This is a genomic window from Photobacterium proteolyticum, assembly GCF_001939735.1.
Taxonomy (GTDB): domain Bacteria; phylum Pseudomonadota; class Gammaproteobacteria; order Enterobacterales; family Vibrionaceae; genus Photobacterium; species Photobacterium proteolyticum.
Window position 1 is genome coordinate 16447 of record NZ_MJIL01000067.1, and the last position, 14714, is coordinate 31160.

Consider the following 14714-nt stretch of genomic DNA (forward strand, 5'->3'; position numbering starts at 1 on the left):
GCCCCGACTTTCTTTCCGCTTGCCACTTCTTTTTGCTCTCATCGGGACAAAACGGTTACTAAATAGACAACTCGTTAACGAAGTTGGTATTATAATTTATTACATCGTCAACAATTAGTTAACTCAATAAAAGGAATACATCATGAGCCTTAATCAGGTGCCAGCAGGAAAGGACATCCCTGAAGATATCTATGTTGTTATCGAAATCCCCGCCAATGCCGACCCCATTAAATACGAGGTAGACAAAGATACCGGCGCAGTGTTTGTCGACCGTTTCATGTCAACGCCGATGTTCTATCCTTGTAACTATGGTTATGTAAACCATACTTTGTCCCTTGATGGCGATCCTGTCGATGTATTGGTACCAACCCCTTATCCGCTAGTCCCGGGTTCAGTGATCCGCTGCCGCCCGGTTGGTGTATTGAAAATGACGGATGAGTCCGGCGAAGATGCAAAAGTGGTTGCAGTTCCACATAGCAAGCTCAGCAAAGAGTATGACCATATTCAGGACGTCAATGACTTACCGGATCTTCTAAAAGCGCAAATTACCCACTTCTTCGAGCGATACAAAGAGCTGGAAGCAGGTAAATGGGTAAAAGTGGATGGCTGGGCTGATGCTGCGGCTGCGAAGGAAGAAATTGTAGAATCCTTCAAGCGAGCACAGGAAAAGTAACTGACTAGCAGTTAAGAATTAACGCTCCTTCTCTCATAGGCTGACAAGGAGCGTTTACAACACCGATATGATTATTCAGAGGTTAGTCCTGTAAAATGCTCAGCAAAATACGTCAACTCATTCTCTTCACCCTTCTTCTTGCCTCCCCAGTTCAGGCCGAAGTGGTAACACCCGAACAATTCTGGCAACTACACCAGGAAAGAAATCCGCTGATTGTTGATGTGCGAACCAATGAAGAATTTATCGCCGGGCACCTGCCAAAATCAATCAACATCCCCTTTAATGAAATCGACAGGCTGGTAACGATAGCCAAAGATAAAACCCAGCCCATTTTTCTCTATTGCCGCTCCGGACGACGTTCCGGGATCGCAGAAGAAGTACTCACGCAACTGGGTTATCAGTATATCTACAACGGTGAAAGCTACGAGGCATTACACGAGGCAATGCCACGTCCATAGCAAACACTCCAACATCAGCGACGAATAAGCCAAATAGACACTGTTATCTTTGACACCAGTCACCATGGCTAATCAGAGGCAAGCCAGCAGCAGGTAGGTTGTACAGGTAAATCCAGGCAACCCCATATTCAGTTTCGACCAGTTCGCGCGTATACAACTCAGGGTACTCCTCGAGTTGATCGAGCAAAGTCATGGTATGGCTATCAACCTCGTAGACTTCACCATACAGCGGGCTAGTACTCGAGGTGCTCTTTTTTGCCCCCGGATAACTACCGAGATTAAAAAGCACATAACCCGACATCAACTGACAGCCCCCCAATCTGGATGCCTGTTCTAGCAAGCCATGATTCGACTGGCCAGCCCTCAATGTCCCATACACAAACACTCTTGCCACAACAACAGGCCCTTAATTGAACTCAAACTGATACAGTAAATCGACGGCACTATCGAGGCCGGATACGGCTTCAACGTACAGATCTGTCATTAGCCGATATCGAACTGTAAACTCAGGGATGGAGGTAAATATCCCGACGCCATATTTTACCTGCAGGCCAGGAGCAATATAACCACTGATCGTCACCTGAGAGTCGTCCCCTGCTCCCGCGGTATCCAAGGTCAGATCCTGGACACCAAACGCTTCGCCGACATTCCCGACAAGCTGACCACTCTTGGCCAGCCCCATGCTAATCAATGCGGTCGTCATCGCATCGCCACTGCCACTTTCGCCAGACTCGGTATCGAGGTTTTTACCCCGTAGCAGGTAAGACAGCGCATTTTGCTGAGGCATTGCCGGATCGGAGAAGATCTCTACCGTCGGCTCATCAGCCGGGCCACTGACCCGGATGCCGGCAATGACATCATCTTCCACATTATTCGGATCTCGGACTGCCTCTATCGCCAGATAAGGCTGGTCCGCCGGGCCGTTAAAAAGAATCTGACCTTTGCGGATCACCAGCTCCTGGGCAAACGAGCGATAAGTACCGTCTCGTAGGTTTACCTCACCATACACTAACGGTCCCTTATCTTTTTGGCGTACGTTCAGATCACCTGTCAGCCTGGATTTCAGGCCAAACGCCGACAGTTTCACGTCTTTACCGATGTTGACCGAGATATTGGTTTTGATTTCAAACGGGATTGGCGGTTCTGTCTCGACAGGCTGTAGATCATCGGTTAGCAGCACTTCATCATCAGATACTGACACTGCCGATTCCGGCAGCTGGTCAATGGTGATCCGCCCCCAGGGGATCGCAATACTGCCAGAGATCTCGGCATACTTCGGCGCGGCTTTAATCACCAGATCCGGCGAGACCTTCAGATCAAGCATTGGTGGCACACTGACTTCCAAATCACGCGCATTGACTTGTAGCTCCGACTTCCATTGCGCCAGATCCTGCCAGTCGCCATTGCCCCGTAACTGTAACTTGCCATCAGGTGTAATAATGTCGCCATGCAACGTCGCATTGTAACCATTAAAGGTTGCGATGATATCTCCCTTGGAGACATCAAGCGGTACCTTACGGCCAACCGCTTTCACATTTGTCAGCTCCAGTAATCCATTCACAGCCGGATGCATAATTGGTCCAGCAACGGTCAGGTTGGCATCAACCTGACCATCAAACTCTTCATAGCCTTTAATCAGCGGAGCCAAAAAGCCCAGCATAAAGCGATCAATCTTAAGCCTCGCCTCCAGCTGCTGTTCACCTGTTAGCTGGCTGACTTTCGCTCGCCCTGAGATATCGCCATTGTCTTTCACCGCCACCAGCCAGTCGGCATTTAAGATATCCTGCTTCATCTCAGCGTTAACCGTCACCTTGTCCCAGCCAACCGTCAGGGCCGGAGCTTCAGGATCGGCCTGTTGGACCACCGAGCCCGATGGCATTCGGATCTGGGCCTTCACATACGGGGAGGCCTTGGGTGCCCAGGTAGCCTCCACGTTGGCACCGACCTCTCCTTGTAAAGTAATGGTTTCAGGGATAAACGATGCAATTCTACCAAACCCGAAATTATTGACAGCGACCTTGGCACGACCTGAACTCCCCGCCTCGAGAGCTTCGGTCAGGCACAGCGAAGCTTGATCCTGTTGCCAGCAGTGCGCGGCCACATTCGCCAACTGTGTCTTGAGGTTATAACCGAGCTTCGTTGGACGGTTTAGCTGCCACGGACCAATTTCCGTATCAACTTCGCCTTGCTGCAATATCCCTTGCCAGCCTGTCTTGCGATCCAGCTTGCCCTCAAGACTGATATTCGTGCTCACTGGCTGAGCATCAACATTGAGTGTCAGGCTGTGCTGGGCTTCGGTGCCCTTGAAAATCAATGCCAGCTCATCAAGCTTGAACGTTTCATATTTACCGTCAGACGCCGTCAGGCTGATATCTGCTTTCAGAGCTGGCATGGGCGTTACCCGACCCTTAAGTGCAAACCGCTGAAGACTGGCCTGCTCCTGCCAACCTAAAGCCTCTCCGTCCAGCTGAAGATCAATGTCCGGTTCGGCGAGTTTACCCGACAGCTCGAGGTCTCCCTGAATGCGTCCACGCAGATCCGGTAGTGACTGCGCCAAGTCCGGGGCATCAACCTGTGCAGACATCGCCCATTCTTTGCTCAAAGAGCCCTTTGCCGTCAATCCATTAGGACCATGTTTCAACCTCAGACGATCGGTGACCAGCTCAATATCTCCCTTACCGGCGGTATCTTTGGCATCAAGCTGACCGTCAAGCGTAAATGGCTGTTCAAGCACCACCCCGTCGACTGATAACTCCGGCAGCTTGACAAACCAGCCGCCTTGCTTGGTCAGGCCTCCAGAGGTTTGTAACTTACCACTCAGATCCCCTTTGGCATCCGGCCATTCAAGCCCGGGCTGTATATGGCTAAAATCTAACTGCCCCTGCCAGTTAACCAACGTCTTCCAACTGGCTTTGGCATTACCTGAAATAGAGCCGCCGAGGGTTTCGATAGCCAGTTTATCCAGGCTAACCTGAGTCAAATCGCCCTGCCCCGATAAGTTTGCGGCAACAGCAGGCATCGGCGCTCCGTCAACATCAGTTTTTAGCTTGAACTTGAACCCGTCCAAACTTCCGGCAGCAGTTAATGCCGTATCTGTGACTTCAAATTCAGCATCTTTATCAATCGGCCACTGAATATGCCTACTGGACAGGTTAAGATCGAAAGGCAACGTCGGATCCAGCGGAGACAGCTTGCCACTCAGCAACGCATCAAGCCTCCCTTTCAAGCTGGCATCAAGCGCCAGCTCGGCCAATGAGCCGCCAGCCTTGAGCTCGAGGTTATGCCCCTCAAGAGGAGCCATTGCAATATCAAGCCCAGCTTCTAGCTGAAGCGGGTAATCACCGCTCAACGAAACACCGGCAGTCGCATCAAGCTTGGCCTGCGGAACATCCAGTACCAGCTTGCTCAGTGACACATCACTGCCCGTTGCCGTTGCAACTATGTCCAGCACGTTCACCCGTTGGGAAATCTCGCCGTTGAGTGTAAAGTTCTTAACGGTAAAGCGTTGGATATCAAACGACAAAGGCAGTACCACTTCCGGCAAGCTGATAGGCTCACCAGTAGGTTCAACTTCAGCTTGCGTAACCGTACTACCTTCCTCAGAGGCTGGAGCCAGTGTGAGCTCAATATCCTGCCAGTCGGTCGGCTTGAGTATTAACCGGCTTTCCTCAATCTCCGCTGCAGTAGAAAAATGCTGCCAGGCAATCTTGTTGCCCAAAATATCCAGCTCAATATCATCCAGCGCGACCCGATCAACACGTATCGGCAGCGGCATCACAATGTCAGTCACGGGCTGAGGCTCAACCTCACTCTCTTCAGCATCCGGCTGCGACGGGGGCAACTCGGGCATGGCAAAACGAACACCCGAAACACTCAGATCGGTCACGCAAACTGCCGGAGTTAGCAGGCAACTGTCTTCCAACGTCAACACCAGGCTCTCAGCCTTCAGATCAAGATGAGTATCTTGATAGGCAACCTGCTCCAGCATAAAACCTTTCAGCAAACTTCCCGAGCTACCGGCTATCGACAGGGCTGGCAAGGCCTTCTGTGCGCCCCAAACAGCGAGCTTAACGCCTGCCGGGGTATACAGCAGTGATGCGATCGCAATCACCAAAACCAATAACAGTGCCAGCACCCCTAGTGCTATACGTTTTATCCAGATCATATTTCAGGCCCCAGAACAAAATGCAGCTGGAACTTATCGCTTTCCTTTTCCAGTCCCCATGCAAAATCAAGACGAATCGGGCCGACCGGCGATGCCCAGCGGACACCGGTCCCCACTCCCCGATACCAATCCGGGGTATCTATCCAGGAAGAGCCATAATCATAAAACAATGCTCCCCACCAATTTCCGTAAACCCGGTACTGATACTCAAGGGTCGAGGTCAGCATGTAAGTACCACCGCGCAACTCGCCCTTGCTGTCTCTCGGTGCAATCGACTCATAGCTATAACCACGCAGGCTATTGTCACCACCAATGAAAAAACGCAGCGATGGCGGCACATCTTCTATCCGATCCGCAATCACCGCACCACCATCCAGCCGCAACAGGCCACGGTGATCCTTGCCGGAGCTGCGGATCCAGGCACTCCGCCCACGAAACCTTGCCAGCCGGGTATCAGAACCAAAAGCCGGATCAGAATATTCAACCGAAATCAGCTGTTTATCACCCCATGTCGGCATTGCGCCTCCACGACTTCGAGTTTTGTCATAACTGATCCCCGGCAGTATCATGGAAAGTGCACCACTTTCTTCGGCCCCCTGCTTATAGTCCTCATACAACCAACGAACCGAGGCCACACGCTTCCAACCCGATTCCAGCCGCCAATGCCGTTCCACGCCAAAATTATATTCCGTACTGACCGTGTCATGATTATCGACATAGCGAATACCGCCAATGATCTGGTAATAATCATTGAGAACATCATCAAGAGGAATTTTATAGGTTGCCTCGATTTTCGGCTGCACCTTCGAGAGCTCAGTTTTCACATTGAGACTGTGCCCGGCACTGTTCATCCAGGGCTTGCGCCAATTGAATTTAAGACGGGTTCCAACATCGGTCGAGTAACCGATACCTGTCTCTATCTGGTTTCTGACCTGCGGCTCCAGAGCAACTTTGACGGGCACGCTATTGTCTTTTAGGTTGGCGACATCCCCGCCGACAAAGATCGAGGAGAACCAGCCCACATTAGATAATCGCTGGTTAAACTCCCCCAGGGTAGAGGCAAGATACGGATCACCCTCCTCGTAGGGGATCAAAGATTGCAGCCTGTCTTCTTCAATCTGGCTGCCGGTGAATAATGTCTCACCGAAGTTATAGCGTTGCCCGGCAGCAAACTCGATAGCAATGAAAGCTTCATTACGTGTCGGCGCCACTTCCAGCACACTTTTCTTCAGTTCAGCATCAAAGTAGCCTTTTCGCAACGCCAGACTACTCAGAGAGGATTTAAACGACTCATATTTGCCATGGTTCAGTGTCTTACCAAATCCAAGCCCACTCTTTCTCTTCAGAGCCAGAAAATCCGGATCACTCTCTGCCATACCTGTAATGCGGATATCGCTTTTGGCAATGGTTGTTTTCGGTCCTGCATTAACCGTAACAATCAGCTCGCTGTCATCTCCGTCCTTCTCGACCTCGTAGGAAAATGTCGGCTGATAGCGCCCCAGCGCTTTAAGGGCGTCTTTAATCTCGCCTTCGAGCTGCTCTCGAAAGCGAATTGAAATACTGTAGTCATCTTCAGGAATTGCCGAGACATAAGCATCAACGTTATCTTTCAGGCTTCCTTTCAACCCCTTAATGGCCAATGTGGTCTCTGCCCAAACAGGGACAGAAGCAACAAGAGCAATTGCGGTAAGGCTAAACCGCTTAACGTTTTTTTTCATTCTTATTTGGCTTCACTACTAAAAGCTTTATTTTTGTTTGTCGCGCGCAGTAATAATTCTGACAAAGGGCAGCCATAACTGCCAACATTATATAAGGACAAATCAAACGATATTGATTGTCTGTCAAGATTCCTCTACTTTCTCTGTAAAGACAATGTAAAAGGAAATAACAATGTCAGCAAAGAAACAAGTCATGATCTCGCCGGAGGCTGCACTCATTGGCAGGGCAACGCCAATCCTTCCTTCCCTGCCACATGCTGTCAATGGTACCCCTATCAATGATCATAAGCCCGAGGGGCTAGAAGAGCTTATTGTTGGTATGGGTTGTTTCTGGGGTGCCGAGAGGCTCTTTTGGCAACTTGACGGGGTTTACAGTACGTCTGTTGGCTATAGCGGAGGGTTTACCCCAAATCCGAGCTATGAAGAAGTTTGCACCGGAAAAACCGGGCATAGCGAAGTGGTACGGATTCTTTTTGACCCTGCCCAAATACCTCTAAAACAACTGTTTGCACTGTTTTGGGAAAATCATGATCCGACACAGGGAATGCAGCAAGACAATGATATCGGAACCCAGTACCGTTCCGTCATCTATACCACTTCTCCCTCACAGCTTGATCAGGCATTGCAGAGTAAAGAGCACTACCAGGCAGCCTTAAAACAACAGCAACACCTGCTCGAAATCACCACAGAAATAGAACCGGCTGGCAACTATTATTTTGCAGAAGAATACCATCAGCAATACCTTGCCAAGAACCCCGGAGGATACTGTGGACTAGGGGGAACAGGCGTGTGTCTGCCCCCTCAGTAACCCCGTGCCCTGTCATATCTAATCAGAGCTAGGGACCAGCTATACAGCCTCTGCCGCAAGGAGGTCGATTTCGCGATTGACCTCCGATAACACATTTAGCGCTTTTAAATCTTGTTTTTTGGGTGGCAGCAAACGGCCGCAATCAAATTCGAAACCGCCGACTCCCATAATAAACACACGCCCGCGAAAATAGCTCTTTACGTAGCGGGCAACCTGATTTGGACGATAGTGTTTGAAAACTCTAAGCATATATCCCTCGCAACACCGATACAGCTGTAGACCCCGCCATATCAATAATGTTTCAACCTTCCGTCGAAAAAAGAAAGCAATTTACTTGCCATGCTTGGCAACCTATCCCTAAAAGTCAGCTCAAGCCAAGTATTCAATGTAGAACAGAAAAGTCATAATTGCTTATAAGATCAGCGACAAACATTCCCAAAAAACATCTCCAAGCCGAGAAGGAATAGAATAATTAGTGATTCAGATCGACTATTTTTAACTGGTTTTACCAGTTATCTCTGACTGTTCTAAGATAATGAAGCGTCTAACAATAAATGGAATAAATACAATGAATAAGAAGCCAATGATTGCTTTACTTGCTGCATTATTACCAGGCTTGGCAGCGGCTCATACTATTCAGGTTGGTGAAATGCTCCCTTCTGCGGCCGTTTCTGACAAAGGTGAGATCACCTTACAAGGCGATGATATCGTCTACCAAAACTGGAATAGTGCACAACTGACAGGTAAGGTCCGGGTCATTCAGGCAATCGCTGGCCGCAGCGCGGCAAAAGAAATGAATGCGGAACTCATGCAGGCAATCACAGCAGCAGGTTTACCGGCAGAAGAGTACCAGACAACAACAATCATCAATCAGGATGACGCCATTTGGGGAACAGGCAGTTTTGTTGCCTCGTCGGCAGAAGACAGTAAGCGAGAGTTTTCGTGGTCGTCCATGGTACTTGATGCCGAAGGCGGGGTACATGCTACTTGGGAGCTGCACGAAGAAAGCTCTGCAATTATTGTCCTGGACAAAGAAAGCAAAGTGTTATTTGTCAAAGAAGGAAAACTCAGCCCTTCAGAGATAGAACAAGCACTTAGCTTAGTTAAAGCCAATCTGTAACACGCTCAATTAATCTTCCTAGATGGCAACAAAGCCATGACCAACAACAAAAAGTAATGTTATATTATTACAATCCTGTTTTGGTGATGGCTTTTCTGATTCTAACGTGTTCCGTTTCAACTCTCGGTGGTTACACCTATGCACAATTCTCTGTATCGGCCTAATCTGTGTAATTGGGCCGCTAAAGGTATTGCATGAATTAGAAGTCGAGAGCAGCCATCATCATATACAGGAATGTAACATCTGCCATCTGGTACATGTTACAACGCCAATCATTGAACTCGATGCCCTACCAGCACAGTCACCGGCACAGCATAGCCGCCAAAGCAACGTTCTAACAGGCTATCGTCTTCCCACGCAACCTTTGGCAAGATCTCCTCCGGTAACAGCCTAAAACGAATGTATCTATTTTTATTTACCTTTATTTTTTAGACAGGAGTTATCATGCCTTTTCCTTACCGTCTTTCATCGTGTGCACTAATGTTAAGCACCCTGACAATGGCTACCACTGCATCAGCAGAAGAGACTTTTCGCCAACACGACGCCCATGTACACGGCGTCGTTGAATTCAATATTGCCCAAGACGGCAAAGATTTACTGATGGAGATCACGGCCCCGGGTGCGGATGTTGTTGGCTTTGAACATGCTCCGACCAACAAGCAGCAACAACAGCAGCTAGAAGACGCAATTGCAAAACTTAACAACGCCGGAAAGCTCTTTGCTTTCTCCTCTGCGTCAAACTGCCAGCTAACCGATGCCCATGTCACTGAAACATTGACAGCTGATGATGACCATGACAGTCATGAGGGACATGATCACGACGAGCATCACCATGACAGCCATGCAGGACATGATCACGACGAACATGACCATGACAGCCATGCAGAACATGATCACGACGAACATGACCATGACAGCCACGAAGGACATGATCACGACGAGCATGACCATGACAGCCATGCGGGGCACGATCACGACGAGCATGACCATGACAGCCATGCGGGACACGATCATGACGAACATGACCATGATAGCCATAATGGACACGGTGAGTTCTCTGCTCAGTATGTATTCCGATGCAATAACATCGAACAACTAACTTCTCTGCAGGTTAACTGGTTCAGCCACTTCCCGACCACGGAAAAAATCACTGTCCAGGCAATTACAGGTACCAACCAAAGCGCTTCACAGCTAACGCCTACCAGTACAGTATTTAAATTCTAAGCATTGGCTTATAGCGAGAATCCATTCACGATGGGGGGCTTCCCCCCATTACAGGGACAACTATGAACGTTATAGAACTCACCGACATAACATTCCGCTGGCCAAAACAGACGGAGGATCTCCTCGACATTCCATCCCTGACGATAAAGAAAGGCGAGAAAGTCTTTCTGAAAGGACCGAGCGGGAGTGGCAAGTCCAGCTTGTTAAGTCTGCTAGCAGGCATTTCACAACCAACATCAGGCGAAATCCAGCTATTGCAACAGCCTTTCAGCCAACAAAAACCGACACACAGAGATCAATTCAGGGCAAACCATATTGGTTATATTTTCCAGATGTTCAATCTGCTTCCCTATCTCTCGGTGATCGATAACGTCCTGCTACCGTGCCGCTTCTCCCGGCTGCGAAAAGACCGGCTTTCAAGCGCTATGGACATAGAGGCTAAGCGGCTGTTAACCCAATTACACTTGCCTCAAGAATATCTTGAGAAGCCAATAACCGAGCTGAGTATCGGTCAACAACAACGGGTCGCGGCAGCAAGGGCACTGATAGGCCAACCGGAGCTATTAATCGCAGACGAGCCAACGTCTGCGCTCGATCATGACAACCGTGAGGCCTTCATCCAATTACTCATGGCAGAATGCGATAAAGCAGAAACAACCTTACTCTTTGTCAGCCATGATGAAACACTTGAATCCTTATTCGATCGTAGCATTGCACTCAACGAGTTAAACCAAGCTGTAAGAGGGGCCTGCTAATGGGCGCAATATTCCGACTGGCATGGCAAAGCCTGACTAACCGCAAAACGACAGCATTTCTTACCCTACTGACCGTCGCCATTTCCGTCACCCTACTGCTTGGTGTTGAAAGAGTACGTACTCAGGCTAAATCCAGCTTTGCCAATACGATTTCAGGAACGGATTTAATAGTTGGCTCCCGTTCGGGACAGGTGAACCTGCTGCTGTATTCCGTCTTTCGGATTGGTAATGCAACCAACAACATTGACTGGCAAAGCTACCAGGAAATTAGCCAACACCGCTCGGTGAAGTGGTCAATACCAATCTCACTTGGTGACTCCCACCAGGGTTACCGAGTGATCGGTACCAATCATGCTTACTTCAAGCATTACCAATATGGTCAAAAGCAACACCTTAATTTCGCCGAAGGCCGGCAGTTTAATGGGCTATTCGAGACCGTCTTAGGGGCTGAAGTCGCTAAGAAGCTCAACTATCGGCTCGATGACGAAATCGTCATCGCCCATGGTATCAGTGATAAATCCTTCAACCGACATGATAATTTGCCTTTCAAGGTAGTCGGCATACTGGAACCAACAGGAACGCCGGTCGATCGCAGTGTCCATGTCTCTTTAGGGGCTATTGAAGCCATTCATATTGGCTGGGAGTCCGGAGCCAAGTTAGGACATACACCTGATGCGCAAACTCTGGCCAACTATCAGTTCGAGCCAAAACAGATTACCGCCTTCATGCTTGGTCTAAATTCCAAAATACAGACTTTTGCACTGCAGCGTTATATCAACACATATTCGAAAGAGCCGCTGAGTGCCATTATGCCCGGCATCGCTCTGCACGAACTGTGGAGAATGATGTCAATTGCCGAGCAGGCACTGCTTGTTGTGTCAGGTTTTGTCGTTATCGCTGGTCTACTGGGTATGTTAACGAGCCTTCTGACCAGTTTGAATGAAAGACGCCGTGAAATGGCAATACTAAGAGCTATGGGGGCCAGACCCAACCATATATTCTTCCTCTTAGTCAGCGAAGCAACAGTACTGACAACAATTGGAATTGCGCTTGGCACCGCTTTGCTTTATAGCTTATTGTTAATCGCTCAACCGTTTATCCAGCAGCAATTCGGGCTATATATCGAGATCAGCGGGCTGACAACTTACGAACTGCTATTACTTGGCATCGTTCAGCTTGCAGGGATCATCGTTGGGGTACTTCCGGCGCTACGTGCTTATCAACACTCTCTGGCAGACGGTATGACAATCAAGGTTTAATAGGATAGAAAATGAAAAAATGGCTTATTTTATTATGTTGCTGGCTCCCATTGATGGGCCATGCCAGCGATGTATTAACTCTGGACTGGATTGACCTGGTCCCCGAGCAAGAAAGGCAGCAATTCAACAGCAATAGCATGCCTGTACTTGACCATAATAGTGCGGCTGTAAAACAGTCAATGATCGGTAAGGTCCGTACCGAGCTAAATGGAAGCAAGGTAAAGATCCCGGGCTTTGTTATTCCATTAGAAGGGGATGACAAGGCTGTAACTGAATTCTTGCTAGTGCCCTACTTTGGAGCCTGTATTCATGTGCCACCACCACCGCCGAACCAAATCATTTATGTGAAATTTGAAAAAGGCGCTCCCATCCAGCAACTATGGGATGTGGTATATGTTGTCGGTACTTTGCAAACCCAGCATATCAGCCATGATATGGCAGAAGTCGGCTACCTATTAGAAGGTACGGCTTTAGAAGAATACGATGACATGTAATCTCTGTCGCTCATATTCCCTTTAAACTCAGGGCTTATCTTGCTTGTTACACTATAGGTACATAGCAAGATAAGCCAGTATTGTTATGTAGCCTAATACCAGCAGCACGTCAGTCAGTCGTTTTCCAGACTTATTCATCAGTACCTCCCTCACTCCTATTCGATAAAACTCAACCACGCAACAAATTTAACCACTCATTAACACAAAAGTCACGCATATTGCCAAATAATACGATCAACTGGTAAAACTATAGCCAGACTAATCAACCTTGAGCCCGCTATGGATAATGCAGACAAGGACACCAAGACAGCGACAAAAACAGCTATAGCACCTACTGCAAAAAAAGAAGAAACCAATAGTTATATTCGAAGCAGTCATGCAAGAGCCAAAGACCTTGCCAGCTATTACGCTGTCAGTCATCTCATCGCAAATGATTCTGAAAAAGATATCGCAGAAAGAACCGAAAACCGGTTGTTAAAAGAGGCGCAGCACGAACAAGAAAACCTGGAACGTATCTTTAAACTATCATACGACAGCTGCAGCGATGAAACCGCCGGAGAACCAGATCCCGACTGGCTATATCATTTCATCTCCATTGCTAAGCATATACGCGGTGCCTCAATGCAAAAGCTATGGAGCCGAGTACTCAAGCAAGAGATCATTACTCCAGGGTCAACGTCCCTAAAAACACTCGATACTCTCAGAAACATGACCCAAAAGGAGGCGCAAACCTTTCACCGCGCCTGTATGTTAAGCTGTCATTTTGGCAGTGATGAAAGTAAAAAGCTGCTGACTAGCATTAAAGTTCGCCATAGCGGGCTTTTCGTTTTACGTGCTCCTTCCTCCGACAAGCTTGCGCTGGGAAGCTATCAGTTACCTTATTCGAACTTACTCGTACTCATGGAGCTGGGATTGTTACTCCGCAGCGAGCTGGAATCAGGCGAGATCGATGTCGAGTCTCCGCTTGCATTTGGCTACCAAGGTTCACGCTATTTACTGCGCCCGATTAAAAAAAGAGTCTCCCTGACATATTACCGTCTTTCTCCCGTCGGCCAGGAAATTGCCAGTCTATTAGGAAATAAGAAACATGAACCCTACAAAGAGAGCCTGCTTGAACTACTCGCAAAACACTTTGTAGTTGAAAAAAATGAAGGCTCTCAGGTTAACCTTGCCACCTAGCAGAGTCTTGGGCTGTCCGGCCATAGGACGGACAAAAATGAACAATACAGTTAAACCTCAGCATTTCTGCCGGGACGCACATTTCGAAGAAGTGACGGAACGGCGGGGGGCACCTAGTCCGGGCTATCCGACTAAAGGGCGGACAGAAATAACAAATGCAAAAAAGCCCCAACATTTCTGCTGAGGCTTTCGAAAAAGTGGCGGAGCGGACGGGACTCGAACCCGCGAATGCCTTCGGCAGCGTGACAGGCCGCTGCTTTCAAGGTAAATAGGCTAACTAACTGAACTACCGCTCTGTACTGCACATAAAAAAAATCCCCAGCATTGCTGCTAGGGACTTAATGACTGGCGGAGTGGACGGGACTCGAACCCGCGACCCCCGGCGTGACAGGCCGGTATTCTAACCAACTGAACTACCACTCCGCACTAAATTGGAAGCCTGGCGATGTCCTACTCTCACATGGGGAGACCCCACACTACCATCGGCGCTATTACGTTTCACTACTGAGTTCGGCATGGGATCAGGTGGGTCCATAATGCTATGGTCGCCAAGCAAATTCNTCACTACTGAGTTCGGCATGGGATCAGGTGGGTCCATAATGCTATGGTCGCTAAGCAAATTCTTTTGAATACATTCCGCTGGCTATAAAGCCCGCTAGCTACGTTAAGTTGCTCTCTCGCTCAGTCATTTAGCAGGCTAAACTCCTTCGCTCGACTCACAACTTGTCTTGCTATCGAACTTTATCCCGGCGCTACCTCTGGTAGGCGGAATATCTTCATAATCTGGGAAAGTAACTAGTATTCTCACGCTACATTCAAGCGTCTGTGGAGTCCGTAAAAACCCCTTGGGTGTTGTATGGT

13 protein-coding genes, 1 tRNA gene and 1 rRNA gene are annotated in these 14714 nt (G+C 48.7%); 9 read left to right on the forward strand and 6 right to left on the reverse strand.

Annotation, left to right across the window (positions count from 1 at the left end):
• Nucleotides 1–142 precede the first annotated feature (142 nt).
• Nucleotides 143–673: an inorganic diphosphatase gene (gene ppa / locus BIT28_RS10965; RefSeq protein ID WP_075763593.1), complete on the forward strand. Its 531-nt coding sequence runs from the start codon at nucleotides 143–145 to the stop codon at nucleotides 671–673.
• A 95-nt stretch (nucleotides 674–768) separates the two neighbouring features.
• A complete protein-coding gene (locus tag BIT28_RS10970; RefSeq protein ID WP_075763594.1) occupies nucleotides 769–1131 on the forward strand; it encodes a rhodanese-like domain-containing protein in 363 nt (120 codons plus the stop codon).
• A gap of 43 nt (nucleotides 1132–1174) precedes the next feature.
• Here BIT28_RS10970 and BIT28_RS10975 read toward each other — a convergent pair whose 3' ends face one another.
• The 3 genes from BIT28_RS10975 to tamA are packed head-to-tail and all read right to left on the reverse strand — an operon-like array spanning nucleotide 1175 to nucleotide 7014.
• The gene (locus BIT28_RS10975) at nucleotides 1175–1525 is read right to left on the reverse strand and encodes a gamma-glutamylcyclotransferase family protein (protein ID WP_075763595.1); all 351 of its coding nucleotides are present in this window, start codon (nucleotides 1523–1525) and stop codon (nucleotides 1175–1177) included.
• Nucleotides 1526–1537: 12 nt separating this feature from the next.
• A complete protein-coding gene (gene tamB, locus BIT28_RS10980; RefSeq protein WP_075763596.1) occupies nucleotides 1538–5296 on the reverse strand; it encodes an autotransporter assembly complex protein TamB in 3759 nt (1252 codons plus the stop codon).
• Nucleotides 5293–7014 (reverse strand): autotransporter assembly complex protein TamA, encoded by a 1722-nt coding sequence (tamA, locus tag BIT28_RS10985; RefSeq protein WP_075763597.1) that lies wholly within the window; start codon nucleotides 7012–7014, stop codon nucleotides 5293–5295. The genes tamB and tamA overlap by 4 nt, the downstream gene beginning before the upstream one ends.
• 172 nt (nucleotides 7015–7186) lie before the next feature.
• Here tamA and msrA point away from each other — a divergent pair, with 172 nt between their 5' ends.
• Complete coding sequence (msrA, locus tag BIT28_RS10990; protein WP_075763598.1) at nucleotides 7187–7822, forward strand: peptide-methionine (S)-S-oxide reductase MsrA; 636 nt, start codon at nucleotides 7187–7189, stop codon at nucleotides 7820–7822.
• 39 nt (nucleotides 7823–7861) lie between these two features.
• Here the strand turns inward: msrA and BIT28_RS10995 are convergent, their stop codons facing one another.
• Nucleotides 7862–8071: a DUF1107 domain-containing protein gene (locus BIT28_RS10995; protein ID WP_075763599.1), complete on the reverse strand. Its 210-nt coding sequence runs from the start codon at nucleotides 8069–8071 to the stop codon at nucleotides 7862–7864.
• A gap of 319 nt (nucleotides 8072–8390) precedes the next feature.
• On the opposite strand from BIT28_RS10995, the gene BIT28_RS11000 reads away from it, so the two are divergent.
• The 6 genes from BIT28_RS11000 to BIT28_RS11025 all read left to right on the forward strand — a co-directional run bounded on the left by BIT28_RS11000 (nucleotide 8391) and on the right by BIT28_RS11025 (nucleotide 13853).
• Nucleotides 8391–8942: a YtfJ family protein gene (locus BIT28_RS11000; RefSeq protein WP_075763600.1), complete on the forward strand. Its 552-nt coding sequence runs from the start codon at nucleotides 8391–8393 to the stop codon at nucleotides 8940–8942.
• A 444-nt stretch (nucleotides 8943–9386) separates the two neighbouring features.
• A complete protein-coding gene (gene zrgA / locus BIT28_RS11005) occupies nucleotides 9387–10166 on the forward strand; it encodes a zinc uptake protein ZrgA (RefSeq protein WP_075763601.1) in 780 nt (259 codons plus the stop codon).
• Nucleotides 10167–10228: 62 nt separating this feature from the next.
• Nucleotides 10229–10921 (forward strand): ATP-binding cassette domain-containing protein, encoded by a 693-nt coding sequence (locus tag BIT28_RS11010; protein WP_075763602.1) that lies wholly within the window; start codon nucleotides 10229–10231, stop codon nucleotides 10919–10921.
• Entirely contained in the window at nucleotides 10921–12180 is a 1260-nt protein-coding gene (locus tag BIT28_RS11015; RefSeq protein WP_075763603.1) for an ABC transporter permease, read from the forward strand. Before BIT28_RS11010 ends, BIT28_RS11015 begins: the two co-directional genes overlap by 1 nt.
• An 11-nt stretch (nucleotides 12181–12191) precedes the next feature.
• Entirely contained in the window at nucleotides 12192–12674 is a 483-nt protein-coding gene (locus BIT28_RS11020; protein ID WP_075763604.1) for a DUF3299 domain-containing protein, read from the forward strand.
• A gap of 279 nt (nucleotides 12675–12953) precedes the next feature.
• On the forward strand, nucleotides 12954–13853 hold the full coding sequence (locus tag BIT28_RS11025) for a TIGR03899 family protein (protein ID WP_075763605.1): 900 nt from the start codon (nucleotides 12954–12956) through the stop codon (nucleotides 13851–13853).
• A gap of 346 nt (nucleotides 13854–14199) precedes the next feature.
• On the opposite strand, the gene BIT28_RS11035 is transcribed toward BIT28_RS11025, so the two are convergent.
• A tRNA-Asp gene (locus BIT28_RS11035) sits at nucleotides 14200–14276 on the reverse strand.
• A 14-nt stretch (nucleotides 14277–14290) separates the two neighbouring features.
• Nucleotides 14291–14406: ribosomal RNA gene (gene rrf, locus BIT28_RS11040) — 5S ribosomal RNA — on the reverse strand.
• Between the last annotated feature and the right edge of the window lie 308 nt (nucleotides 14407–14714).

Bases quoted from the DNA above. Each gene is read 5' to 3' on its own strand.
- ppa (WP_075763593.1), top strand. From the start codon at position 143: ATGAGCCTTAATCAGGTGCCAGCAGGAAAGGACATCCCTGAAGATATC.
- BIT28_RS10970 (WP_075763594.1), top strand. From the start codon at position 769: ATGCTCAGCAAAATACGTCAACTCATTCTCTTCACCCTTCTTCTTGCC.
- tamB (WP_075763596.1), bottom strand. From the start codon at position 5,296: ATGATCTGGATAAAACGTATAGCACTAGGGGTGCTGGCACTGTTATTG.
- tamA (WP_075763597.1), bottom strand. From the start codon at position 7,014: ATGAAAAAAAACGTTAAGCGGTTTAGCCTTACCGCAATTGCTCTTGTT.
- msrA (WP_075763598.1), top strand. From the start codon at position 7,187: ATGTCAGCAAAGAAACAAGTCATGATCTCGCCGGAGGCTGCACTCATT.
- BIT28_RS10995 (WP_075763599.1), bottom strand. From the start codon at position 8,071: ATGCTTAGAGTTTTCAAACACTATCGTCCAAATCAGGTTGCCCGCTAC.
- BIT28_RS11000 (WP_075763600.1), top strand. From the start codon at position 8,391: ATGAATAAGAAGCCAATGATTGCTTTACTTGCTGCATTATTACCAGGC.
- zrgA (WP_075763601.1), top strand. From the start codon at position 9,387: ATGCCTTTTCCTTACCGTCTTTCATCGTGTGCACTAATGTTAAGCACC.
- BIT28_RS11010 (WP_075763602.1), top strand. From the start codon at position 10,229: ATGAACGTTATAGAACTCACCGACATAACATTCCGCTGGCCAAAACAG.
- BIT28_RS11015 (WP_075763603.1), top strand. From the start codon at position 10,921: ATGGGCGCAATATTCCGACTGGCATGGCAAAGCCTGACTAACCGCAAA.
- BIT28_RS11020 (WP_075763604.1), top strand. From the start codon at position 12,192: ATGAAAAAATGGCTTATTTTATTATGTTGCTGGCTCCCATTGATGGGC.
- BIT28_RS11025 (WP_075763605.1), top strand. From the start codon at position 12,954: ATGGATAATGCAGACAAGGACACCAAGACAGCGACAAAAACAGCTATA.